Raw genomic sequence first — 24,731 nt, 5'->3', positions numbered from 1 at the left:
CCTAAGCTGGTAAAGAGAATGAGGGTGCATTTAACAACATAATTTAGAAACTGTAGTGTAATCCCAAAATCCCTTGAAGCGACTGCTTAATCTTATGTCCTTTTAAATAATGGACTTCTGCATAAAGCGATAGGTTATCATTGACTGAATTGTTCAAGCCAACTCCAAGCTTACCAGCACTTCCTGACAAGTCTGTGACAAATTTATGCCGGTCATTAATTGTTGTATGATTATTGTTTACATTTTCACGCAACCAAGCTGCCATAATATACGCGCTCAATGAAGTTTCTGCATTCATCATAAATTCATGCCCTGCAGTTAATCCAACTTCACTGCGTAATGAAGTTAATGGACTTATATCCGCTGTCATTCCATTGGAAAGCTTAACTTTTTTGCTTTCAACCTGCATTCCTGTTAGTTTGACATAAGGCTGCATCCATGTATTTTGCGCTGGCTCAAAACGACACCCTACTTCAAATGATCCACCGATCGCCCACTGATTATAATCGCTTTGAACGACGAAACCATTCGTTGAAAGAGCTTTTAAATTATCTCGATAATAATTATATTTCAAAATACCGTCTAGATACCACCCACGATAATCAAAATAAGTGGCGTAAGCGCCAATGCTATAAGTGTTTAGACTGCTATCACCACCTCTTGCATGATCAACACGTGCTTGGTCATAACTGCCAAAACCGCCAACATACAAATCTCCATGTGTGAGTTCGTTTAACTGATCAGCCCCAAAGACTATACCTGTCTGATCAAGCTTGAAATGTGTATGATCTGCTGCAATACGTTCTCTGCTCTTAATTGCATAAGTCCATAGATTGGTATCTTTCCTATTTTGCTCTAGAACTCCTCTCCCCGTACGCACAATTTCCATCTCATTGTTAAAAATAAGTCCAGAAGCAACTGCTGTAGAAAGGATTGCATCAACTGAAGGAGTCGTTAGCGCTCCACCAGGCGCGAACGGGTCTGTTGGATTAGGAAGTGAAGATTCTGGTCCACCGATGCGATCTGCAGCCAAAAACCAAGTTTTTCCATTTACATCCTTTCTCTGTTTTAAATCATACATATAAGTGCCACCATCAACAGCATGAATTTCTTCACCAGAGAGATCTGTCAAGGTAAAATCAGCTCCACCGCTTTGATCTGTAATTAAATCACGTTTATTTGAAAAAGGATCTGTAATTTCAACGCCTGAATCAGCAACGCTTATTGTATGATTCCCTTTGCCATTCTCAACGAAGAGATAATCACCACGGTTTTGTGCAAGTGTGGTATTAAACTGGAAATGTAAACTTCCTGAAAGATCATTGACATGAAGCTGAGAATAATACGGATCAGAACCCGTAAAGGAAAAAATAACACTCCCCTTACCACTTAACTTTTGAATCACAGAGCTTTTGCCATCAGACTCATCCGTCATAGAATATAGTTTTGTATCTTGTCCATTTAAAACAATATCTTCTGCTATAGTACGATTTCGGTCATTTCCAGCATAAAGATGCAACTGTCCAGAATGATTCACCAGAGTTTTACCCTCTAATTTTGCTCCAGCATATACCCATGATTTTGATTCATCATTCATTGTTAGATCTTTTACAGATCCATCATTATATATTTCCTGAATAGCACTTTCATTTAAAGTGACTCCAACAGCCTTACCTCCTTCTAAGATACGCTGTTTACCACCCCCAAAGATTTGTGTATCAAACGCAGAACCACCATTTTTTGCTCTTTTATCTTTTTTTGCAATTTCTTGTACGCCTCCTTGCATAACCTTCGTATTCCAAGCACTTCCCCCATCAGAGACCTTTTGTTGCCCTAATCTTTTGTCTTGACCATAAATTACGGTATTAGAAGCACTACTCCCTTTAATGTCCCCTCCAACATCACCATCCCCAAAAATAAGTTGCTCACCACCATAAATTTCCGTTCCCTCTACCTTTCCTCCATTGCCGACATTTTGCTGCCCACCCTCTTTAACAACTGCATTTTTTGAAAATCCTTGTTTTCCTTTTAAAGCCTCAACACTTTCAATCCCACCATATTCAATATTGCTATTCTCACTCAGACCTCCCGCATAAACATAGATCTCAGCACCATTCTTTACTGTATTATTGATAGACTTCCCCGGATCATCTTTCTCACCATCATTGGAAATGTAAGCTTTACCCTCATTATCGAGTACAGAATTTGTCAGAATTGCCCCATCCTTAATAAAAATAAGTTCAGAATTCTTACGTACTGCAATCTTTTTTTCTTGCACAGTTCGCCCCGCATTACCATTTTGCTCCAGCATTGTATTGGTTAATATTCCTCTCCCCTGATTCACAGTGGTGTTCTTGAAATTTTCAAAAACCCCTGCCTCATCACGCGTCTTTAAGAGAACATCGCTTTTAGAGCCTCTAACCTCTATGCATTCACCTCTTTTCATGCCCTTATTGTATTGATTGTAAAATATTTTCCCATTGACACTGTAACCTGAAGGTTGACAAATAAGCTGCTGTGTCTTGCTCTTACCTGCAATTGCTGTTTGTACAAAACAGCCGCAGACCATAAACATCAAATAACTTCGTATCCACTTGTATTGCATAATTATACCCTCCCCCATTACACTTGAAGACATCAAGGGTAATTAGTTCTGCAAAATATATTTTCAATCTAAAATTTTAAGAATTATCTTTAATGCTTTATTAATATTACAAAAAACTGCTTTTTATATTCCATTAAATCCTTGATTTATCAAAAACAAAAAGCAGTATCTTTCTTGCGGTTTTTTACATTTTCTCAAAAGATATTTTATCAAATAAAAAAGGCTCAATATAGAGAAACGTACACCAAGGTGTTTGGTGTATCATAAAAATATAATCTGTTTTCTCTCAAAAGTTACTCATGAGAATCTCGTGAAATGCTCTCTTAAAAGGCCCATATGGTAAAAGAGCAATCAAACAACCCAACATATTTTTAGAAACTATAGCGTACACCTAAAACACCCTGAAAAGACTGCTTCGTTTTACGCCCTTTAACATAATGCGCTTGTGCATAAAGCTTTAATTTCTCACTGACGAAACTGCTCAAACCAAACCCTAATTTGCCCGCATTCCCTGATATATCTGTAATAAATTCATGCTGTTCATTAATCGTGGTCTGATTATTCTCTTTATTCTCACGCAACCAGGCCGCCGTGATATAAGCCAGGGAAGAATTATTGCTTCCAAATTCATACCCTAACGATAATCCCACCTCACTGCGTAAGGAAGTAAAGGCATTTATATCGCCTGTCATCTCATTAGAAAGCTCGATTGCTTTTTTTTCAACTTGGAGCCACGTGAATTGACCATAAGGCTGTAACCAACTGCACTGCGTGGTCTTTATGCGATAACCCGCTTCAAATGACGTTCCCACAGCCCGCTGATGATAATCTCCTGCAATCGCTGAACCATTCGTTGAAACGGCCTTTAGATGATTTTGGTAATAATTATATTTCAAAATTCCATCGAGATACCACCCACTATGATCAACATAGGTTGCATAAGCCCCAACACCATAAGTATTAAGGCCACTCACACCACCTCGTGCATGTGTAAGACGTGCATGATCATAACTACCAAAACCACCAATATAAAACTCTCCATCTTCCCATTCACTTAAACCGCTAAGCCCTAAGACAACACCTGTCTGCTCAAGCTTAAAATCTAGATGATCTGCAGAAATAGTCTCTTTGCTTTTGATCCCATATGTCCAGAATGCCGCATTTTTTTTACTTTTGTCTAAAACGCCTCTTCCAGAACGAACCGCCTGCAATTCATTATGGAAAATAAGTCCTGGAGCAACGGACATAGACAAGACCGCATCGGTTGAAGGTGTGGTTAAAAGATCAGAGACTGATATTTCCTTCTGTGATTGGGCAGAAAGTTCGTCCTGACCACTTGGGCGCATAAGCATTTTATCCTTTAAAGATTGGGCACCAATAGAAACAACGGGTTGCTGCTGCTCTTCAAAAGAAGGATGACTATTATCTGGACGTGATAGCTCAATAGCTTGTTTTCCCTGAAACAAGGCCGTGGAAGAAACAGAAACCTGTTGATTTTGGCTTCTTAAATGTCGACGAAATCTATTCCTAGTTGTTACGCGACTAATTTCAACCGGTGTTAAATACCAAATTTTTTCACTGCCATTCTCACCATTTTTCTGCTTTAAACCATATGCATAGGTCCCACCATCAAAGACTTGAATTTTTGCTCCAGAAAAACTTCTTAGAGTAAAACTTGCTCCCCCGCCTTGATCAACAATAAGATCAAAATCTGTTGAAGAAAGATCGACGATTTGAAACCCTGAATCTGCAATACTTATCGTGTGATTTCCTGAACCATTCTGAAGAAAGAGGATATCCCCCTTTCCTTCTGCAATGCTGACATTCAAATCAAAATGCATACTCCCCGAAAGATTATCAATATAAAGCTTAGAATAGTACAAGCGAGAACCAAGAGAAGTAAAAATAACCCTCCCTACACCACTCAAACTCTGAATGTGCGTGCTTTTATCATCATCATGACTGGCAAGAACGTATAATTGAGACTCTTCTCCAACTAAATGAATATTTTCTACTGTAGTTTTTTGGTTATCATCTCCAGCATCAAGATAGAGTTGTCCTAAATTATGGACCTTTATTTCTCCACCTAAACTTGCACCTGCCAAAACCCATGAATTGGCTTCCCTACCAATCGTAAGATTTTTTACAAATCCACCAGCATGAACTCTTTGAAACGCACCACTATATAAAGTAACGCCATCCGCCTCCCCTCCTGCGAATACATGCTGCACCCCTCCCATAAAAATCTCGGTATTAAACGCAAAACCACCACTTTTTTCTGCAAAATTACTATCATCTGCAAACCATTTTCCAAGATTTTGTATCCCTCCATCCATAACTTTTGTGCCGACAGCCATTCCATCATCATACACATTCTGCTGTCCCAGCGTTTCTCCTTGACTATAAACTTTCGTATTATAAGCGCTACTCCCCACAAGCCCACCATTGACATAACCCTCTCCAAAAACAGTTTGCTCACCACCGTAGATTGTAGCTTGCAATGCAGTGCCCCCTCCCTCTACACTTTGTTTTCCATTTTCGTACACAATGGCAAATTCTGAAATCCCTTGTTCTCCAATAATCTCGGTGCCACCATTCATAATTATCGTATTTTTACTGAAAGCACCTGTATCAATAGAGAGTATTCCCCCCCCTTCAACAATGGTGTTCATAGAAAACTTAGGATAACCTTCCATATCATCGGAAAAATAAATTGTTCGATTATCGTTGATGAAAACATTTTGCAAAACAAATTTACTCCCACCATCACCGAAATCATCTGCATAAAAACTAAAGTTATCTTCATAAGAACTGATGATAGGATCGTGTAGAATTGTCATACTCTCTTCTTCCCCAGAAAAATCAGATAGAGTAGGCTTCTGTGTCTTAGGCACAGTTTCTGAAGAAGAACCCTTTTCTGCAGCAGTTAAATACCAAATCTTCTCATTTTTATTATCTTTCTGCTTTAATTGATACATATAAGCCCCCCCATCGAGGGAATAATTTTTGAAAATAAAATGAGCATTTCCGCTTTTAACAGTGATTAAATCAACTATATATAAGGAAGAGTTTGTAATTTCAGTACCAGAATCTTCAACACTTATTGTATGATGCCCACTGCCATTTTCAACAATAAGATAATCACCGTATTGCTCTTTAAAGTTAGCTCTAAAATTAAAATTGATCTTTCCAGAAAGATCACTAATCTTAAGAAGAGAATAATATGGATTACGCATAGGAGAATTAGCAGCAGTAGAAGTAGCAGTAAAAATAACACTCCCATCGCCACTTAACTTCTGAATTGAAGTGCTTGAACCATTAGTGTTAGTAGCAACAGAGTATAATTTAGCCTCTTGCCCATTTAAAATAATGTCTTCTGCTTTCGTTCGATCTTGATCATTTCCAGCATAAAGAAAGAGTCTTCCAGAATTATTGACCTTTGTCGTACCTTCTAACACTACGCCGCCATGTACCAAGGAAGTAGCTCCACCCTTAATCGTTAGAGTTTCCACATATCCACCAGCATAGACCTCTTGAAGAGCACCATCGTTTAAAGTAACAGTATTCGCCTTACCACCTGCGAAAACGCGCTGTATACCAGCTGAATACACCTTAGTATCTATTGCTAAACCGCCCTCACTTCCAAACCTCACATAATAAATATTTTGTTCTCCCCCACTCATAACATCTGTGAACAAAGCTGATCCTTCATCATATATATTCTGTTTTCCTGATATATTACCTTCACCATAAATTTTAGAATTGTAAGCATAACTTCCCTCTCCAAAAACAGTTTGCTCACCACCACAGACTTTAGTATCCTTTGTTTCCCCTCCATCAACACTTTGCAATCCATATTTTTGAATAAAAGCATCATTTACAAGCTTTCCACTTTTGACACTTTGAACTTGATAGCTCTTAACTGTAAGATTTTCATCAATAAGATTATTGTCTTTTTCTTCTCGCTTTTCACTTACACATTCTTGTGTTGGTGATCTTTCTCCTGTTGCAGTATTTTCCTCTTCTGCACCTGCACTCTTTACAAAAAAAACACTGATCATTAATGCCAAAAAACTTAACTTTAATTTACGTTGCATTATCCATACTCCATGATTTCAAATAAAAATTCTGTCTATTTGAAAAAAAGCATATCAAGACACTACAACACGCCTGCTCAATTTCATGTTTTTCAAGATGACACATCATCACACATAAAGTGTTAAATACACTAAGCTTCCACTGAAAAAACAATACAATTTGTATTTTAAAATCAACGCAATCAAAAGATGAAACATTTTTTATACAACTAAAAAGTGTTATAATTGTATCTGAAAAAATTTTTTTGCACTTTTAAAAAACAAAAATTAATATAAAAACCAAAACGTATTTAAATTATAGAGTGTTGTGCTTAAGGCAACTAGGTGCATGAGATTGGAAAAATTGCATCCTTTATAGAAATATACGTTCCTCTTAAATTTATTAACATATTGTTTTTATTGTATTAAATTTTTAGATACCTCAGATATAATCACCTATGATGATAATGTCTCGCGCACTGTTTTAATCTATTGGAAATATAGTAATATCGACTCGACACTGATTTGAATTTTTTATAATGATAAGGAATTTAGTTTCATAATTTGATTTGTCATATACTGAAAGGGACATTCTGTTCATGTCTATAAACTCAGAAATACAAGATATAAATAAACGAAATTCCCCTCGTCGAATTTTATTTGCAAGCCTTATTGGCCCAACAATTGAATATTTTGATTTTTATGTCTTTGGAACTGCCGCAGCTCTCATATTTCCTCATGTGTTTTTTCCAATACAAAACGATCAACTGGCTATTTTGCAATCTTTTCTGATCTTCGGAGCAGCTTTTTTTGCTCGCCCCTTAGGGTCGGTTGTTTTTGGGCATTTTGGAGATAAAATTGGGCGAAAAGCAACACTTATCGCTGCTCTTCTCACCATGGGACTTTCAACAGCTATTATTGGCTTTCTTCCTACTTATGAAACAGTTGGGTGGTGGGCGCCTTTCCTTTTAACCCTATGCCGTATTGGGCAGGGAATGGGATTAGGAGGAGAATGGGGGGGAGCTGTTCTACTTGCAACAGAAAATGCTCCACCAGAAAAACGTGGCTGGTATGCGATGTTCCCTCAATTAGGTGTTCCAATCGGTTTATTCTTATCTATTTCTGTTTATTTAGCTTTATTTTACTTCTTTGACCACAATGCACTTTTAGCGTGGGGTTGGCGCATTCCTTTTATTGCTTCAGTTTTTCTCATGATTGTGGGATTATGGGTTCGTCTTTCAATCAACGAAACCGCTGCATTCAAGAAAACACTTGAGCATGAAGAGCGGGTCAAAGTCCCTATCGTAGATGTCTTTTTAAAATATCCGCGTATCTTATTTCTTGGCACATTTGCTGGCATGGCAATGTTTGTTTTATTTTACTTAGTCTCTGCATATTTACTCAGTTATGCAACAAACCATTTACAATTGCCATATCATCAGGCTCTGCAAGTAGAAGTTATTGGTGCTATTTTCTGTGGATTTTTTACCGTCATAACCGGAAAACTTTCCGATCGTATTAAGCGTAGAACTTTGATGATTTGGATCACAATAATCACTGGTATCTATTCTTTTTCAATTCCTTATTTTCTAGAGTGCGGAGTTGAAGGAATCCTTGCAATATCCATCATTGGCTTATCAATTATGGGAGTTGTTTATAGCCCACTTGGTGCTGTTTTGGCTTCACCGTACCCAACAGAAATTCGATACACGGGTTCATCTATAACTTTCAATTTATCTGGTATCGTAGGTGCCTCTCTTGCTCCTTATATCTCAGAATATTTGGTGCAGAATTTGGGTCCTTCTTTTCTTGGCTATTATTTGCTTCTTGCTTCTTTTATTTCATTGATTTGCTTCATTGGATTTACGGACGATGAAATATCCAACTAAAACACAATAAAGAAGAATAAAACGAATACTGGCGGCAGAAATGCCGCCATTTTCATTTTCAAAGACACTGGTTGTGGTACACACCACCACAATATTCCAGCAAACAATGCACTCAAGATAAAGAATAAAATATCGGCGACATTGCTGATATAAATAAAAGGGAAGATTTGTGATAAAATGTGGGTTGTCCCCAACCATGAAACACAAAAAAAAGCCAACATTACAGCCCATAAAATAAGTAAAATCCGATCAATGATCATCATCATAACGTCCGATTTGCTTTATTATAGGCCACAACTTGAGAAACCCTAAAAGAAAAATCACAATAAAAACCCAACGACCTCCTCCCGACTTTTGTTCGATAAAGAGTTCTGGTTTTATGATTCCGATAACTCCTATAAAAATCAAAATGATAGATGTTACACGCATCAAACCTGTTTTTCCCAACCACGATCTTCAGTCTGCTGCCAATAGGTTAAATGATAATTTTCCATTTTATATTTTTTCCACTGTGCACGAATAAAATCCAACTGTTCACCATTGCGACCATCAAATATCACGACAAGCCGTTGATAAACATCGATATTCGAACAAACGGCCCCCTCTATGAGGAAGCGTACCTTTGAAGCATTCGGGTTTTCCTGCCCTGTGGTTAGAAATACAGGCTGAAAATTTGGATATTGATCCGCCTCCGTTCCATGCCCAATAAATGCATCATCAGCATAAACCCACAAACGCATATCTATCATATCACGTTTTTCCTCACTTACACATTGTATTGTGACCTTACCAAAACGATCTAGTGCACGCTCCACAAGCGATGGTAAAATATCTTCTAACGTTGACTGCGTCAAATGATAGAAAAGAATATCCATCCTCTTAAACCTTCATCACTCTTTAGGAAACAATATCTTTTTAGAGAAGTTTCTATGCTCTTAGCACAAAAGAAAATAATTCAAGATATCATGATTCCCCTTTTCCAATTCTCTTTATCTTTTTTTTCATGTGTCTTAAAGATAAAAAAGAAGAAAGAAAAATTGTCGCTTTTAAGTTCATAAAAAGATTTATTTTAGTCCATTTTCTAGCAGTCCTGTAGACTACCGTGAAAAATAGAATATAATACACGGCTAAATGAGTTGCAGCTCACTCACTATCCTATAATCTTTATGGAATAAAAATACGCAATATATGAGGGGAATCATTTTTAAATTTTTTGATTATATTTTTGATTTAAAACAGTGTAAAAATGTCTCTTTTCTAGTTAAAAGCTAAGAATGTTGCTTTATGCGTATTATCGAGTTTTACATCCTGAAACGTGTTCTTGTCCTGTTTAGTGCTGTCATGGTTGCAGCAATCGGTGTCAGTTGGACAGTGCGAATCCTTGCACGAATAAATTTTTTAACAACAAGCAAGCAAACGTTTCTCCCAATTTTGCAATTTTCACTCTCATTGGTTCCTTCTGTTATTTTTCTTGTTATTCCATTTGCATTGGTGATTGCAATTACCAGCACCCTTTCAGCAATGAATCGAGACTCAGAGCTTGCAATTATTAAAGCCTCTGGCTTTCCCAAAAGTACTGTTTGGAAACCAGTTCTCCTTCTCGCTCTTATTGCATCCTGCTTCTCCTTTTCTATCGCCAATTTTGTTGTTCCTCAAGCACGTCTTAATATGCGACAAATCCTCGCAAGTGCCCATTTTGATCTTATTAACCTTTTCATTAGTGAAGGCAGCTTCCAAAAACTCGCTAATAACCTTTACATAGAAATCGGTGAACAGAACCCAGATGGAACTCTTGGACGCCTTTTTATTGCTGACCAGCGAGACCCTAAGACTGATCTCTTTTACTATGCAAAAGATGCCTCAATTGTGAACAATAAAAATGGTAGTTTTTTAATTCTCAATAATGGTGAAATAGAAAGAATCAATCATCAAAATGACAGCACTTCAATCATTCAATTCAGCGCATATACCTTTAGCTTAGGTGAATTCACTCCCAACACCACCCCCCCCACTCTTTATCCAAAGGATCGTCCCCTTTCTTATTTGCTCCATCCTGACCCAAACGACCCTTATTATCAACGAAAACCACTTCACTATAAAGCTGAGTTTCACCGTAGACTGACAGAGTGGCTCTATCCAATGGTTTTTTCACTCATTGCATTGGCAACAGTAGGAGATGTCCGCTCATATCGGCAAGCACGTAACTTTGCAAATTTCTCCGCAATTGCCTTTTCTTTACTGTTGTATTGGATGGGGTATTTTTTCGCCGAAAAAGCAAAGAGCGATTTAGCATACGTTCCTCTCCTTTATATAACCCCCATAGGAATGGGTATATTCACCTTTTTCATGCTTTTAACAAATCATAACATTGGTATTCCTACAAAACTTAACGAAGCCATTTATATAGTTTTTCAAAAAATGCTCAGCAAGTTTGAACATCAAAAATCGCACTATCCCTCGGGTGATATATCATGATTGGATGGACACTTGGACGATATTTTTTTATACGTTATCTTAAAGTAACCTGCTCTTTTTTTGGGGGTGTTTTTATTCTCGCTCTTTTAATCGACTTTACAGAAAACTCTGGGCGGTTATCCTATCTTCCTTATTATACAACAAAAAATATATTTCTTATTTCCGTTTTGCGCATCCCTTTTATCATGCAACAACTCATCCCCTTTATTGCACTGTTTTCTGCAATGGTCATGCTGATCTTGCTTAATCGAAAACTTGAACTTGTCGTGGCGCGTTCTATCGGTGTTTCTGCATGGCAATTTCTCACACCAGCTTGTTTTGGAGCTTTTCTTTTTGGACTCTTTTCCATTCTTCTCCTTAACCCATTTGCCGCATGGGGATTTTCTCAAGCCGAAAAAATGATGACTGAATGGCGTAGCAATAATGTGCTAACATCTCTTCATAACACGCGCGTTCCATGGTTAACACAACACACAGATTTAGGGAAAACAACCATTGGTGCTCAATCTATTACAAACCAAGGTTCTTCTCTTATCAATGCAACCTTTGTGCAATACAACGATAATGCAACAATCAAAAACTGGATTAACACAAGAAAAGCAATATTGACAGATGGTGCTTGGCTGTTAACCGACGGAACAATTCACAAAGCAGGTCACCCTCCTGAAAAATTTACCAAATTGCAAATAAAAACGAATCTCAAACCTGAATTTTTAACTGAACGTTTAGTAGACCCTAAGACTATCCCATTTTATCAATTGCCAAAAAAAATTATGATTGCACGCTCATTTGGCTATTCTGCACATAGTTTTAACATGTATTTACAATCGTTGATTGCATTACCAACATTGCTTGTTGCAATGACGCTTATTGCAGCGACTGTCTCTTTAAACTTCACACGCTTTGGACAATCTGGAACTTTGATTCTCAGTGGTGTCATTGCCGGATTCATGCTTTACGTTATTTCTGTACTCGCTCAAGCATTTGGGAACGCCGGATATATTCCACCAATTATTGCAGCTTGGACCCCTGTTGTTATTGCATTATTTTGGGGAATCTCTTTTTTACTTCATAAAGAGGATGGTTAAGTGAAAGTATCAATAAGTAAGAAAGTGATTTTAACAAAATTAAGTGCATGTGCCTTAAAAAGCATTATGGGCGTTATCTTAGTTGTATCTTTATCTTGTTCTATACATGCTAAAAGCCCTCCTACTCTTGTCAAAAATCGCATCCAAAATCCCGTGAGCCCTCTTTTGCTCTCTGCAGATGAACTCATCTACAATCGTGATGAAAACACTGTTTCTGCACAAGGCAATGTCCAAATTGAATATGATGGTAATAAAGTTTCCGCTCAAAAAGTGACATATAATCAAAAAACAGGGCGGATTATCGCACAAGGAAATGTTGAAATTATACAAAGAGATGGGAATAAAATTTATTCCAATCAAATTGATATGACAAAAGATTTTGGTGAGGGATTCGTTAATGCCTTACGCATCGATACAGAAAATAATATTCATTTTGCAGCAGCACGTGCTACACGCAGCAATAACCAGATAACAGTTTTCGAAAATGCTACCTATACAGCCTGTGAACCTTGCTCTTATAAGCCCGATAAAGAAATAATATGGAAGATTAGAGCGAGAAAAATTATATGGAATAGTATTACCAAAAAAATTCGATTTGAAAATGGTCGTTTTGAAGTTTTTGGTATGCCCGTTGCACAACTTCCAACTTTTGAGCTCTATGACCCAACTGTGAAACGTGTTAGTGGTTTTCTTGCGCCTCGCTTTTTTTATACCGATTATCTCGGCATAGGCATGAAAAATTCTTATTTCTGGAATCTCGCTCCCCATTATGATTTCACGCTTTCTTCTACGATTTATACCCAACAAGGTCTTTTAACTGAGGGTGAATGGCGACAACGTTTTAAAACAGGAAGTTACAATGTTCGCTTCGCTTATATACATCAAATGAAACCACATGACTTTGAGAGTGATATGGTTGATGCACAGCATAAAAACCGTTATATGCTAGCAACAAAGGGGGATTTTCGTCTTAATTCACGCTGGACTTATGGATGGGATATTTTTGCACAATCTGATCAACATTTTAGTCGTGCCTATAAACTTGAAAATTATAGCGATCCTACACAACTGTCTCAGCTTTATTTGAATGGCCTTGCGGGAAAAAACCATTTCGATATGCATTTTTACCATTTCAAAGTTCAAAATTTGACTTTGAATGACTCCTCTTCTGAACGCCACTCTCGGCAAGCGTTTGTTCTCCCCCGCATCGATTATTCTTTCACACCAGATGAACCAATTTATACTGGAGAACTCACTTTTCATAGCAATATGCAATCCATTTATCGTCGTCATACTGATCTCAATTCTACTGACTGGAACGGACATCCTCTCAACTCAGCGAGACTTTCTGGTATGGCTGGAAACAGTTTTCGTTTAACAAACGAGTTTGAATGGAAAAAACGCATCAACACAGACAATGGGCTGATATTAACTCCCCTTCTTTCTCTACGTGCTGATATCATTACAACAAATATACACGAAAATGATACGGATCCTCTCATCAGTGATTTCTCATCAACTATTCGTAACTCAGCATTTCGTGGAATAGCCACAGCAGGTTTGGAAGTACGCTATCCCCTCCTCGTCACACTTAATCAATCGACACATATCATAGAACCAACAGCACAAATTTTTATACGCAATAATGAACATTCTATCGGACAAATTCCCAATGAAGACGCACAAAGCTTTGTATTTGACGCAACAACGCTCTTTCAGCGTGATAAATTCTCTGGTTATGATCGCGTAGAAGGGGGAACAAGAGCCAATATAGGACTTAGATATTCCGGAAATTTTAACAATGATTGGTCTCTTTATGGTCTGGTTGGACAATCCTTTCATCTTGCAGGAAAAAATTCTTTTGCAGAAAAGGATTTTGTTCATGTAGGCACACATTCTAGCCTTGAAGCAACACGTTCAGACTATGTTGCCATGTTGGGAGCAAACTATAAGGGTGTTTTTTCTCTAGAAGCTCGTGGGCGTTTTGATAAGGCAACAGGGAAAATTCATCGCAGTGAAATTGAAGCATCACAAAAATGGCAAAACTTTGTGGCAGCTGTACAATATGCCTATATCGCAAGCCAACCAAATGATGAATATACACAAAAACGACAAGAAATTTCTTTTCAAACTGACATTAAATTCGCTCACTATTGGTCTCTTAATAGCAATGCTGATTATGATTTAACATCAGGTCTATTCGTAAAGCGGGGAATCAGTTTAAATTATACAGATGAATGTTTCGGGCTTACATTCGGTTATCAACAATTAACAAGTCCAGAGAAAAAAACACCTTTGCAAAACTTTAATTTTTCTCTTTCATTGCGTACAATTGCAAATGCTAGAAAAAGATAAATCTAAATTTATAAAGAGTTAAAATTTGTAAAGAGAATCTATATACAATTTAACTTATCGTTGTTTTTATGAAAAAAACGTATATTTTAGAGTAATTGATATTAATAAACAGTGCGAAGGCTTACTCCATGAACAAATTTAAAAAGCGTATTCTTGCTTTATTCTGTATTGCACCTTTAAGCGTCAGTAGCTTATTGGTGAGTGAAATTTTTATTCTACCTGTCGTCGCACAAACTACCATTGTTGTCACAGTTAATGGTGTTCCTATCACAAATTATGATATTCAAAAGCGTATTGCCTTTCTTCAGCTACAACAAAAGCAGGGTAATCTCGCTGCACAAGCTAAAAAAGATCTTATCGATGAAGCACTCAAAAATGCCGAAATAAAACGCCGTAATATTGAAGTGAGCAATGAGGAAGTTAACAGTGCTTTTGAGAACTTTGCAACACAAAATAATATGGCTGTTGATCAGCTCAATCAGATTCTGATTCAGAGTAATATCACAGTGCAACATTTTAAAGATTACATCCGTGGACAAATGGGATGGGGACGTCTTGTTAATGCGCGCTACCAGGCAGAAAAGGGTCTCATTACTGAACAAGAGGCTGTTCGCAGAATCTTGAAAAATGGTGGTGTAAAACCTTCCATTAATGAATATACACTACAGCGCATTGTTTTTGTCATTCCTGCACATCGCCGTTCAGAAATCTTTGAACAGCGTTATAGAGAAGCAAATAATTTTCGCGCACATTTCCAAGGATGTACGAGCTCGCGGAAACAAGCAAGGGGCATTTTAGATGTTACTATCCGAAATTTAGGAAAATTTCTTGAGCCTCAACTACCCAATGCATGGGAGCAGGCTATACTGGAAACACCTGTCGGAAAAATGTCAAAATTACAAGAGACTTCTGATGGAATTGAATCAATTGCCGTGTGTAAAATAAAAAGAGTTTCTGATGATTACGTAGCTCAGCTCGTCTTTTCTATTGAAGATAGAAAGAAAAACGGTCCACAAGAACTTGAAAAATTAAGCGAAAAATATTTAGAGGAATTGCGGCGAGCAGCGCGTATTCAAAACTCATAATGGCTACACTTGTTGTTAGTGGTGGTGATCCTGCCGGAATTGGTCCTGAAATAGCTATAAAAGCGTGGAGCTTGCGCCTAGCGCGTCAAATTCCACCGTTTGCTTTACTTGCAGATCCAGATGTTATTCGTTCACGTGCTCATTTTTTACAAATTGATGCTAAGATAGAATCTGTTTCCATAAATCATTCTGTAAAAAACTTTCAAACAGCTCTTCCCGTCATACCATTAAAAAACCAGCAGAGCGATCGGTTGGGTTTGCCTTCACCGGAGAATGCAGCTGGAATCATTGAAGCGATTGAACGCGGTGTTCAATTCATCCAAAACGGGAATGCGTGTGCACTCGTCACTTGCCCCATTGCAAAGAAAAACCTTTATGAAGCGGGATTTGAATTTCCAGGACATACAGAATTTCTCTCTCATTTAGCCCATCAAGCCTCCAGTACATACTATCATCCAGTGATGATGTTGTCAGGGACTCAATTGAAGACTGTTCCCATTACTGTTCACATTCCATTCAAAGAAGTTCCCTCACACCTCACCCGCCATTTAATCATTCAAACGATATGCATTACTGAAAATGATTTAAAAACACGATTTAAAATGACATCTCCCCGTCTTGCTGTTGCCGGACTCAATCCTCATGCTGGAGAATCGGGTGCAATGGGAAAAGAAGATATTGAAATTATCACGCCCGCTATTGAACATCTTAAAAAGAAAGGACTTCATATTGTTGGTCCTCTTCCTGCCGATACAATGTTTCATGAATGCGCAAGAAAAACCTATGATGTTGCCTTTTGCATGTACCATGATCAAGCTCTAATTCCCGTTAAAACATTGGATTTTAATCGCACTGTCAATATCACTTTAGGGCTACCTTTCATTCGAACTTCTCCAGATCACGGAACTGCTTTTGATATTGCTCATAAAGGGATTGCCTCTCCTGAAAGCTTTATTGCTGCTCTTCAATTTGCAAATCAACTTGCAAAAAATAATTTGATGTCATGCCAATAGATATTCTCCCTCCTCTTCGTGAGGTCATTGATACATATGGATTACAAGCGCATAAATCCTTGGGTCAAAACTTTCTTTTTGATCTTAACTTAACATCTAAAATTGCCCGTCAAGCAGGAGATATAGAAGGAAAACCTGTTATTGAAGTTGGTCCAGGGCCTGGAGCTCTGACACGTGCCATACTGGCAAAGGGTGCCATTGTCACAGCAATAGAGCGTGATGAACGTTGTATAGCGGCTCTCCTAGAGATAGAAAAGCACTATCCGCAAAAACTGAAAATCATTTGTCATGACGCATTGAAGCAAGATTTCTCAAAACTTTTTACAGCCCCTTTAGAAAAGCCACGTATTATTGCAAATCTCCCTTATAATATTGGAACACAACTCTTGTTAAATTGGCTTTTGGTCGAGCCATGGCCTCCTTTTTATGAATCAATGACATTGATGTTTCAACGTGAAGTTGCCAAACGTCTTACTGCAAAACCTCAATCTGCCCATTATGGACGTCTCAGTGTCTTAACCGGTTGGCGTACCTTTGCCAAAATTGCTTTTGATGTACCTCCTCAAGCCTTTATTCCAGCGCCCAAAGTCACTTCTTCCGTTGTGCATATTATTCCGCGAACACAGCCTCTCGCCTGCTGTGCACAAAAATTAAGCTTGGTAACAAAAGTTGCTTTTGGACAAAGACGAAAAATGCTTCGTCAAAATTTCAAGACACTTGGAGGTGAAATACTTTTAGAAAAAGCTGGAATCGATGGAACACGGCGCGCCGAAACGCTTTCAATTTCTGAGTTTGTTACTTTAGCTAATTTATTGCACTAAAAAACACAGTTTCTGACTCATTGTTTTCATACAAATGATATCAGTCAATCTTTTCAGCGATAAGTCTCTCAATGAAAGGTTCAAGAAAAGAACAACGCTCACGCTTCACTGTTTCTGCCCAATAAATTGATCTCATAAGCGAAACAGATTGATTGAGATCCTCATTTACCACAATGTAATCATAAGAATGCCAATACTGCAACTCTTTTCGTGCATTCTTCAATCGCAGCTCAATAATATCCTGGTTATCTTCTGCTCGACGGTGTAAACGTGAAATAAGCTCTTTCATTGATGGAGGAAGGATAAAAACAGATACAGTATCTCCCGACATTTTTTTTTGCAGCTGTTTAGTACCTTGGTAATCAATATCAAATAACATATCTTTACCGGCATTAAGTGCATTTTCAACGCTTTCACGTAAAGTTCCGTAATAGTTTCCATGAACTTCTGCCCATTCAATAAATTCATTTCCATCACGTTTGCGTTCAAATTCTTTCTTTGAAATAAAATGATAGTGAACACCGTCCACCTCACTGGGACGTCTTTGCCGTGTCGTCATACTGACAGAAAGCTCTAATTGTCCATCTTGCAAAAGTAACCGAGAAAGTGTTGATTTACCAGCACCTGAAGGTGAAGAAAGAATCAATAAAAAACCGCGACGTTGATTTCTTTTTTTACTCCCCAATTCATGCTTTAAAAAGGTCATCATACTGCTTTGCTTTTTCTTCAATTTTGCTTCAAAACTTCCATAATAAGATTTTTGGCAATCCCTTAAACTAATGTGCCGCAGCCTTTAATGCACGCCACTTGCGAACATTTATATTATGTTCCTCTAGAGTTCTAGAAAAAACATGTCCTCCAGAACCATCCGCGACAAAATAGAGCACATCACTTTTTGGTGAATGTGCCACCGCTTTTAGCGAATCTTTTCCTGGATTTGCAATAGCTGTTGGTGGTAAACCGTAAATCTTATAAGTATTATAGGGTGTTTCTTTCTCAAGATCTGAACGATAAATGGCCCGTCCAGCTGGTAACCCTTTTCCACCAAAGAGACCATAAATAACCGTTGGATCAGATTGAAGACGCATATGTTTTGCAAGGCGGTTATAAAATACTGCTGCAATCTTTGGTCTCTCTGCAGCAATTCCTGTCTCTTTTTCAACAATCGATGCCAATATCACAAACTCGTCAATAGATTTTATTGGTAAATCAGGAGAGCGCATAGCCCATATTGCATGAACTAATTTTGTCTGTCCTTCACGCAATCTGTTGATAATTTCTTTACGCGTTGTTCCCCGAATAAAGTGAACAGTGTCTGTCATTAAACTGCCTTCTGGCGGCAAAGCTTTTGGAAGATCCCCAACCAAAATTTCATTGGCAATTAATCGATCAAAAACCTGTTGAACCGTTAAACCTTCTGGCACTGTAAACGTATATTCAATCGATTTTCCTTTCACAAAGATATCCATAATATCCTGCATTGAAGCATGTGCTGGAATCAAATATTCACCAGCCTTCAGATGTGTTGTTTTTTGATGATAACCAACCCCATAAACAAAAACATCTGATGATCGAATAAGAGCGTGTTTTTCTAGCAATGAAGCAATTTCACGAATTCCCATTCCAGGATAAATAAGAACAACCTGTTCTGTCTCAAACGTTCCCTTCCCTTCAAAAATCGTTTTTCCAATGTAAAGAGGAATGCTTACAGCCAAGATAACAACCAGCATTAGCATCAAAAAAAAATGACCAAGGATGACGAAAGGATTACGTATGACGGAAGACTTTTTTTGTTTTTTATGAGCTAACATACCATTATTATCTACTCTCTGATTCGAAGAAGAATCATGTACGTCCTTCAGTGCTCTTCCATTTTTCATAGCGGACATAACTACCACCCTCAATAGTTTTTAGGGACACCACTATAATCCTTTCCTGAAATTTTTATAATAAAAAAGCAGAAATCTCATCAACAGAAAAATGATTACTATTCTTTAAAACGCCGCATCACCAAAGAGGCATTTGTCCCACCGAACCCAAAGGAATTGGAAAGAATCGTATCAATTTTTCGTTCGCGCGGCTTATGTGGAACGAGGTCAATTTTCGTTTCAATAGATGGATTATCAAGATTAAGTGTTGCTGGTGCTATATTATCTCGTATCGCTAAAACACAAAAAATAGCCTCTGCGGCACCGGCAGCACCAAGTAAATGCCCCACAGATGACTTCGTCGATGACATGGATATTTGTGGCGCATAATGCCCCAAAACACGCTCAACAGCTGCCAATTCAATAGTATCAGCCATCGTTGAAGTTCCATGCGCATTAATGTAATCAAGCTCACTTACATCCACTTTTGCACGTGCAAGAGCTGCCATCATACTACGCTGTGCACCTTCACCACTTTCTGAAGGTGCAGTAATATGATAAGCATCGCCAGATAAGCCATAGCCTATAACTTCAGCATAAATACGAGCACCTCGTTTTTTTGCATGTTCAAGCTCTTCTAAAACAACAACCGCAGCTCCCTCACCCATCACAAAACCATCACGATCAATGTCATAAGGACGCGAAGCGTGCTCAGGATTATCATTACGACAAGTAGAAAGAGCTCTACAAGCAGAAAAACCAGCAAGAGATATCCGATTTATTGGGGACTCAGTCCCCCCTGCCACCATAACATCTGCATCACCCAAAGCAACCAAACGCGCTGCATCACCAATTGCATGTGCTCCCGTCGAGCAGGCGGTTACAACCGAATGATTAGGACCACGCAAACCGTATTTAATCGATACATAGCCAGAAGCAAGATTAATCAAACGTCCTGGAATAAAAAAAGGAGAAACACGTCGTGGACCTTTATTACGAAGCGTATAACCAGCCTCAACAATGCCTTCAATGCCCCCAATGCCCGAACCAATTAAGACACCCGTGCCAATCTGGTCTTCATCACTTTTCGGAAACCATTCCGCATCTGCAAGCGCTTGATCAGCAGCAGCTATTGCATAAACAATAAATGCATCAACCTTGCGCTGTTCTTTGGGCTCCATGTGCAAATCAGGATTATACGTCCCATCTGTTCCATCTCCCAAGGGGATACGAGCAGCAATCTGGCATGGCAAATCGGATACATCAAACTCAGTAATGCGCCGAACACCACTCTTCCCTTCAAGCAGCCGGGTCCAACTATACTCGACATCACCAGCTAATGGAGACACAAGTCCTAAACCAGTAACAACAACACGTCTCATAACTTCTAACCTTGAATTGAGATTCACTTCTTAAAGCTCTCTTCTTGAAAATAGCCTGATAAGAAAAATAATCTTAAAGAATGTGGGCAAAAGCACTTTACGTCTTTGTTCTTGAATAATAATAATCACGCAGAAGCTTGATCGATAAACTTTACTGCATCACCGACTGTGAAAATTGTTTCAGCGGCCTCATCTGGAATTTCCACACCAAATTCTTCTTCAAAAGCCATAACGAGCTCAACCGTATCAAGACTATCTGCCCCTAAATCATCGATAAAGTTTGCATTTTCTACGACCTTCTCTGCATCAACTCCAAGATGCTCCACGATAATTTTCTTAACGCGCTCTATTGTATCACTCATGTTGAAATCCTCGAATTTATATTATTTACTTATAATTTGTTAGCTATATCGGGTCATCTAATCAAGCAATAGATCTCTGACTCTAAAGATTTTGGCAGCGATTCTAAGCATCCTGTGGATATCCCCTCCCAAATGAACCAATCTGACATCCCGACATAAATTGATCAATCTACAATATTTGGTGAAATGAACATATCTTTTCATTTCTTTTCACTCGTTCCTATCTAAAATAATACGACTTATAAATCAATGTAGAATAAAGCAAATACTTCAAATCATTGCCATGCCGCCATTAACATGGAGAGTTTGACCCGTCACATATGCAGCTTCATCACTCGCTAAATAAACAGCAGCAAAAGCTATTTCTTCTCCCATCCCCATGCGCTTCATTGGGATGGCAGCCATAATGTTTTCTTTTTGTTTCTCGTTAAGTTTGTCAGTCATGGCCGACTTAATAAAACCTGGAGCAATACAATTAACCGTAATGTTTCGAGAAGCAACTTCTTGCGCCAAAGCTTTAGAAAAGCCTATCAAACCGGCTTTTGCAGCACAATAATTTGCTTGTCCAGGATTTCCGACAACACCAACAACAGATGTTATGTTAATCACTCTTCCATAGCGACGCCGCATCATAGAATGAGTCAATTCACGTGTCAGAACAGAAGCAGCTGTTAGATTGATTGCTAAAACGTCATCCCAATCTTTCTCTTGCATGCGGATAAAAAGACCGTCTCTTGTGAGACCAGCATTATTCACCAAAATATCAACTCCCCCCATTTCTTCTTCCGCTGCTTTAGCCAATTGCTTAACCGATTGACGCTCAGAAAGATTAGCTGGAAACACAAAAACATCTTGTCCCAGATCTGCCGCCACTTCTTTAAGCTTCTCTTCACGTGTTCCATGGAGCCCAACGATTGCTCCTTGCGCATGGAAACAACGGGCAATTGCCTCACCAATTCCCCCTGATGCTCCTGTCACAAGAGCTTTACGACCTGATAATTTAAACATTTTTTAAACTCCTTACAAAGTCAAACACCAAGCACCTGTAGTGCCGTTTCTATTTCCTCGGCCGTGCCAATTGTCAAACCTTTTATCTCTTTGTTAATACGACGCGCTAAACCTGTTAATACTTTTCCACAACCAACTTCAAAAAGCGTATCAACCCCATTGGAATACATCCACTCTACTGTTTCACGCCACCGTACTCTTCCCGTCACCTGTTGAACAAGAAGCGCAACAATGTGCTCTGGGTCACTCTCTGGTGCAACAGAAACATTGGCAACGAGAGGAACAAGAGGAGCCGTTTTGTTAACAGTCAAAAATGCATTCTTCATGGCATCAGCAGCAGGCTGCATTAAGGACGAATGGAAAGGCGCAGAAACCGGAAGAAGAAGTGCACGTTTAGCACCTTTTTTTGAAGCGATCTCTACTGCTGCCTTTACGGCTTTTGTTTCACCTGAAATAACAATTTGCCCTCCCCCATTATCATTAGCAATCTGACAGATCCCTTCTTCAGAAACAGTTTTGCAGATTTCCTCAACATCTTGCTCACCTAAACCAATAAGTGCTGCCATAGCACCTTCACCAACAGCAACAGCCGCTTGCATAGCATTTCCACGAATGCGCAAAAGCCTTGCTGTATCCGCAAGACTCAATGTACCAGCAGCACAAAGAGCCGAATATTCACCCAATGAATGACCGGCAACAAATTTTACCTTTTCTTTTATATCAAATCCCAATTGTTCCATGACACGCATAACAGCCATAGAGACCGCCATTAAAGCTGGTTGCGCATTTGCTGTTAATGTCAAAATGTCTGCCGGACCTTCAAAAATGATCTCTGATAATTTCTCACCCAAAGCATCGTCAACTTCTTCAAACACCATTCGCGCTACAGCAAATTGTTCTGTGAGCATTTTGCCCATACCAACAAGCTGGCTCCCCTGCCCTGGAAAAGTAAAAGCTGCCACCATCTATCGACTCCTCAAAATTGTGCATAAATTATTTACTTTTGATCTTATTCATAAGCACAAATCAAGACAAAGTCTCTTATTTAAAACGAATACCACTCTTAAAATTATATTTTAAGGGAGGAATTTTATATAGAAACTGCGGGAAATACGGCGCCACAAACTGAATAGTTCCCCAACTTATGAAACTTCCTAAAATAACACCAAATAAAACATCAAAGGGATAATGGACACCAACAAAGACCCGTGCCCAACAAATCAAGCATAAAAATACTGCGGCAAATTTAAAAGAAACTTTGTACCGGTAAAAGTAAAGATTTGCCACATAAGGTGCAATCGTCAAAGCATGATTACTCGGAAAAGAAGCTGTTGCACGATGCTGAATCAATGGCGTCGCCAAACCTACAACAAATGGGCGTGAACGAAAATAAATAAGAGAAATAAGATAGCCTATAAAAAGAGCCATACAAATACTCACACAAATACTTAGCACGACGCATCGTTCTCTCTTTTCACCACAAAACCACAACACACAAAGATGGATAGGAATTATATAAATCAAAAACTTTGCACAAAAAATACTAAACAAAATCAAAACCGACCAAGATTGATGACTGCCAACAAGCATTTCAAAAAATGCAGCATCAATCTGGTAAAAAAAATCCATCCTTCACTCCTAATAATTGTACAGTACCGTTTCTTTTGTAAAAAAGCGGAAACTGTGAAAAATATATCAAAATTCAATAAATCAATTTTTTTATGCGCATAAGCTTGCTATTTTTAAAGATAAACTGTAAATGTCAAATGTTCATTACCGGCATTTTGGCTGGAGGTTGAACGGAGGACTGATAAAAACTGATAAATGATTCAGTAGGAAATGCAATATTTCCGGCCTCCTGTGTCTCCGCTCTCGGATGTCTCAAATTGTAAACGCGTCCTTTCTTCTTTGGTTCTCCAAAAAAGACAAGTCGCAGAGGCTTTGCGTCAAAACCGGTAAAATTTGATTGAAGAAAGGCAAAACAATGGCTCTTTATGAACATGTGTTCCTTGCCCGGCAGGATATTGCACCGCAGCAAGTTGATGAACTTTTGAATATCTACAAAGGTGTCATCGAATCGTACGGTGGAAAAGTTGGGCGTGTAGAAAATTGGGGTCTTCGTCCCCTCGCTTATCGTATTCGCAAAAATCGTAAAGCTTATTATGCGCTAATGAATATTGATGCGCCAGCTGCAGCGATTGTTGAAGTTGAACGTCAAATGCGCATCAATGAGGATATTTTGCGCTATATGACTATTCGCGTAGAAAAACATGAAAAGGAAAAGTCTCCTGTGCTTTCACGTCTTGATCGTAGTGCTCACACGAATCAAGATGAAGAGCGTCCTCGCTCCCCGCGTCGTCAACGTGAAGATGCTATAGAAGGAGTAGAATGATGAGTGATATCAATCAAGCCGCAGCACGTCGTCCCTTTCATCGTCGTCGCAAAACATGTCCGTTTTCCGGTGCTAATGCTCCCAAAATTGATTATAAGGATGTCAAATTACTGCAGCGTTATATTTCAGAACGCGGAAAGATTGTTCCTTCACGGATTACAGCGGTTAGTCAGAAAAAGCAGCGTGAATTGGCGAATGCTATCAAGCGTGCTCGTTTTCTAGGCTTGCTTCCCTATGTTATAAAATAATAAAAACACCATGCGACTGGAGGCTTTCCAGTCGCTTCTATGATTCAGTAACATTTTTGATTGC

21 protein-coding genes are annotated in these 24,731 nt (G+C 38.6%); 9 read left to right on the top strand and 12 right to left on the bottom strand.

Features of this window, described 5'->3' with window-relative positions:
* Window positions 1-43: 43 nt before the first annotated feature.
* Window positions 44-2,605, bottom strand: a complete 2,562-nt coding sequence (gene bafA, locus BN67_RS09565) for a BafA family autotransporter (RefSeq protein ID WP_026088272.1) — start codon at window positions 2,603-2,605, stop codon at window positions 44-46.
* 371 nt (window positions 2,606-2,976) lie between these two features.
* Window positions 2,977-6,702, bottom strand: coding sequence for a BafA family autotransporter (gene bafA, locus BN67_RS09560; protein ID WP_019223879.1), 3,726 nt, complete (start codon window positions 6,700-6,702; stop codon window positions 2,977-2,979).
* A 578-nt stretch (window positions 6,703-7,280) separates the two neighbouring features.
* On the opposite strand from bafA (BN67_RS09560), the gene BN67_RS09555 reads away from it, so the two are divergent.
* On the top strand, window positions 7,281-8,570 hold the full coding sequence (locus BN67_RS09555) for an MFS transporter (protein ID WP_019223878.1): 1,290 nt from the start codon (window positions 7,281-7,283) through the stop codon (window positions 8,568-8,570).
* On the opposite strand, the gene BN67_RS15015 is transcribed toward BN67_RS09555, so the two are convergent.
* Genes BN67_RS15015 through BN67_RS09540 form a run of 3 tightly spaced genes read right to left on the bottom strand, consistent with a single transcriptional unit; the run spans window position 8,567 to window position 9,445 of the window.
* Window positions 8,567-8,830, bottom strand: a complete 264-nt coding sequence (locus tag BN67_RS15015; RefSeq protein WP_026088271.1) for a hypothetical protein — start codon at window positions 8,828-8,830, stop codon at window positions 8,567-8,569. The genes BN67_RS09555 and BN67_RS15015 overlap by 4 nt on opposite strands.
* The gene (locus BN67_RS09545; RefSeq protein ID WP_019223876.1) at window positions 8,820-8,999 is read right to left on the bottom strand and encodes a hypothetical protein; all 180 of its coding nucleotides are present in this window, start codon (window positions 8,997-8,999) and stop codon (window positions 8,820-8,822) included. The genes BN67_RS15015 and BN67_RS09545 overlap by 11 nt, the downstream gene beginning before the upstream one ends.
* The gene (locus BN67_RS09540) at window positions 8,999-9,445 is read right to left on the bottom strand and encodes a DNA polymerase III subunit chi (protein ID WP_019223875.1); all 447 of its coding nucleotides are present in this window, start codon (window positions 9,443-9,445) and stop codon (window positions 8,999-9,001) included. The genes BN67_RS09545 and BN67_RS09540 overlap by 1 nt, the downstream gene beginning before the upstream one ends.
* 409 nt (window positions 9,446-9,854) lie before the next feature.
* Here BN67_RS09540 and lptF point away from each other — a divergent pair, with 409 nt between their 5' ends.
* The 6 genes from lptF (at window position 9,855) to rsmA (ending at window position 17,407) form a co-directional block, all read left to right on the top strand.
* Window positions 9,855-11,045: an LPS export ABC transporter permease LptF gene (lptF, locus tag BN67_RS09535; protein ID WP_019223874.1), complete on the top strand. Its 1,191-nt coding sequence runs from the start codon at window positions 9,855-9,857 to the stop codon at window positions 11,043-11,045.
* Entirely contained in the window at window positions 11,042-12,133 is a 1,092-nt protein-coding gene (lptG, locus tag BN67_RS09530) for an LPS export ABC transporter permease LptG (protein ID WP_019223873.1), read from the top strand. The genes lptF and lptG overlap by 4 nt, the downstream gene beginning before the upstream one ends.
* On the top strand, window positions 12,134-14,488 hold the full coding sequence (locus BN67_RS09525; RefSeq protein WP_019223872.1) for an LPS-assembly protein LptD: 2,355 nt from the start codon (window positions 12,134-12,136) through the stop codon (window positions 14,486-14,488).
* A 128-nt stretch (window positions 14,489-14,616) separates the two neighbouring features.
* Complete coding sequence (locus BN67_RS09520; protein WP_019223871.1) at window positions 14,617-15,573, top strand: SurA N-terminal domain-containing protein; 957 nt, start codon at window positions 14,617-14,619, stop codon at window positions 15,571-15,573.
* Complete coding sequence (gene pdxA, locus BN67_RS09515; protein WP_019223870.1) at window positions 15,573-16,586, top strand: 4-hydroxythreonine-4-phosphate dehydrogenase PdxA; 1,014 nt, start codon at window positions 15,573-15,575, stop codon at window positions 16,584-16,586. Before BN67_RS09520 ends, pdxA begins: the two co-directional genes overlap by 1 nt.
* A complete protein-coding gene (gene rsmA / locus BN67_RS09510) occupies window positions 16,577-17,407 on the top strand; it encodes a 16S rRNA (adenine(1518)-N(6)/adenine(1519)-N(6))-dimethyltransferase RsmA (protein WP_019223869.1) in 831 nt (276 codons plus the stop codon). The genes pdxA and rsmA overlap by 10 nt, the downstream gene beginning before the upstream one ends.
* 40 nt (window positions 17,408-17,447) lie before the next feature.
* Here the strand turns inward: rsmA and gmk are convergent, their stop codons facing one another.
* The 7 genes from gmk to BN67_RS09475 all read right to left on the bottom strand — a co-directional run bounded on the left by gmk (window position 17,448) and on the right by BN67_RS09475 (window position 23,656).
* Complete coding sequence (gene gmk, locus BN67_RS09505; RefSeq protein WP_019223868.1) at window positions 17,448-18,116, bottom strand: guanylate kinase; 669 nt, start codon at window positions 18,114-18,116, stop codon at window positions 17,448-17,450.
* A gap of 67 nt (window positions 18,117-18,183) precedes the next feature.
* Entirely contained in the window at window positions 18,184-19,296 is a 1,113-nt protein-coding gene (gene mltG / locus BN67_RS09500; RefSeq protein WP_019223867.1) for an endolytic transglycosylase MltG, read from the bottom strand.
* A 98-nt stretch (window positions 19,297-19,394) separates the two neighbouring features.
* Window positions 19,395-20,657: a beta-ketoacyl-ACP synthase II gene (gene fabF, locus BN67_RS09495; RefSeq protein WP_019223866.1), complete on the bottom strand. Its 1,263-nt coding sequence runs from the start codon at window positions 20,655-20,657 to the stop codon at window positions 19,395-19,397.
* A 125-nt stretch (window positions 20,658-20,782) separates the two neighbouring features.
* Complete coding sequence (locus tag BN67_RS09490) at window positions 20,783-21,019, bottom strand: acyl carrier protein (protein ID WP_019223865.1); 237 nt, start codon at window positions 21,017-21,019, stop codon at window positions 20,783-20,785.
* A gap of 270 nt (window positions 21,020-21,289) precedes the next feature.
* Window positions 21,290-22,027, bottom strand: coding sequence for a 3-oxoacyl-[acyl-carrier-protein] reductase (gene fabG / locus BN67_RS09485; protein ID WP_019223864.1), 738 nt, complete (start codon window positions 22,025-22,027; stop codon window positions 21,290-21,292).
* Between the two features lie 20 nt (window positions 22,028-22,047).
* Window positions 22,048-22,992 (bottom strand): ACP S-malonyltransferase, encoded by a 945-nt coding sequence (fabD, locus tag BN67_RS09480; RefSeq protein ID WP_019223863.1) that lies wholly within the window; start codon window positions 22,990-22,992, stop codon window positions 22,048-22,050.
* Between the two features lie 76 nt (window positions 22,993-23,068).
* Complete coding sequence (locus tag BN67_RS09475) at window positions 23,069-23,656, bottom strand: undecaprenyl-diphosphatase (RefSeq protein WP_019223862.1); 588 nt, start codon at window positions 23,654-23,656, stop codon at window positions 23,069-23,071.
* A 355-nt stretch (window positions 23,657-24,011) separates the two neighbouring features.
* Between BN67_RS09475 and rpsF the strand changes: the two genes are divergently transcribed.
* Together rpsF and rpsR are read left to right on the top strand one after the other, a co-directional pair.
* Entirely contained in the window at window positions 24,012-24,419 is a 408-nt protein-coding gene (gene rpsF / locus BN67_RS09465; RefSeq protein WP_026088270.1) for a 30S ribosomal protein S6, read from the top strand.
* The gene (gene rpsR / locus BN67_RS09460) at window positions 24,419-24,667 is read left to right on the top strand and encodes a 30S ribosomal protein S18 (protein WP_019223859.1); all 249 of its coding nucleotides are present in this window, start codon (window positions 24,419-24,421) and stop codon (window positions 24,665-24,667) included. Before rpsF ends, rpsR begins: the two co-directional genes overlap by 1 nt.
* Window positions 24,668-24,731: the final 64 nt, after the last annotated feature.

It is taken from the genome of Bartonella rattaustraliani AUST/NH4 (genome assembly GCF_000312565.1).
GTDB classification, from domain to species: domain Bacteria; phylum Pseudomonadota; class Alphaproteobacteria; order Rhizobiales; family Rhizobiaceae; genus Bartonella; species Bartonella rattaustraliani.
Note: the sequence above shows the minus strand (reverse complement) of the source record. Positions and strands in the feature narration are given on the sequence as shown.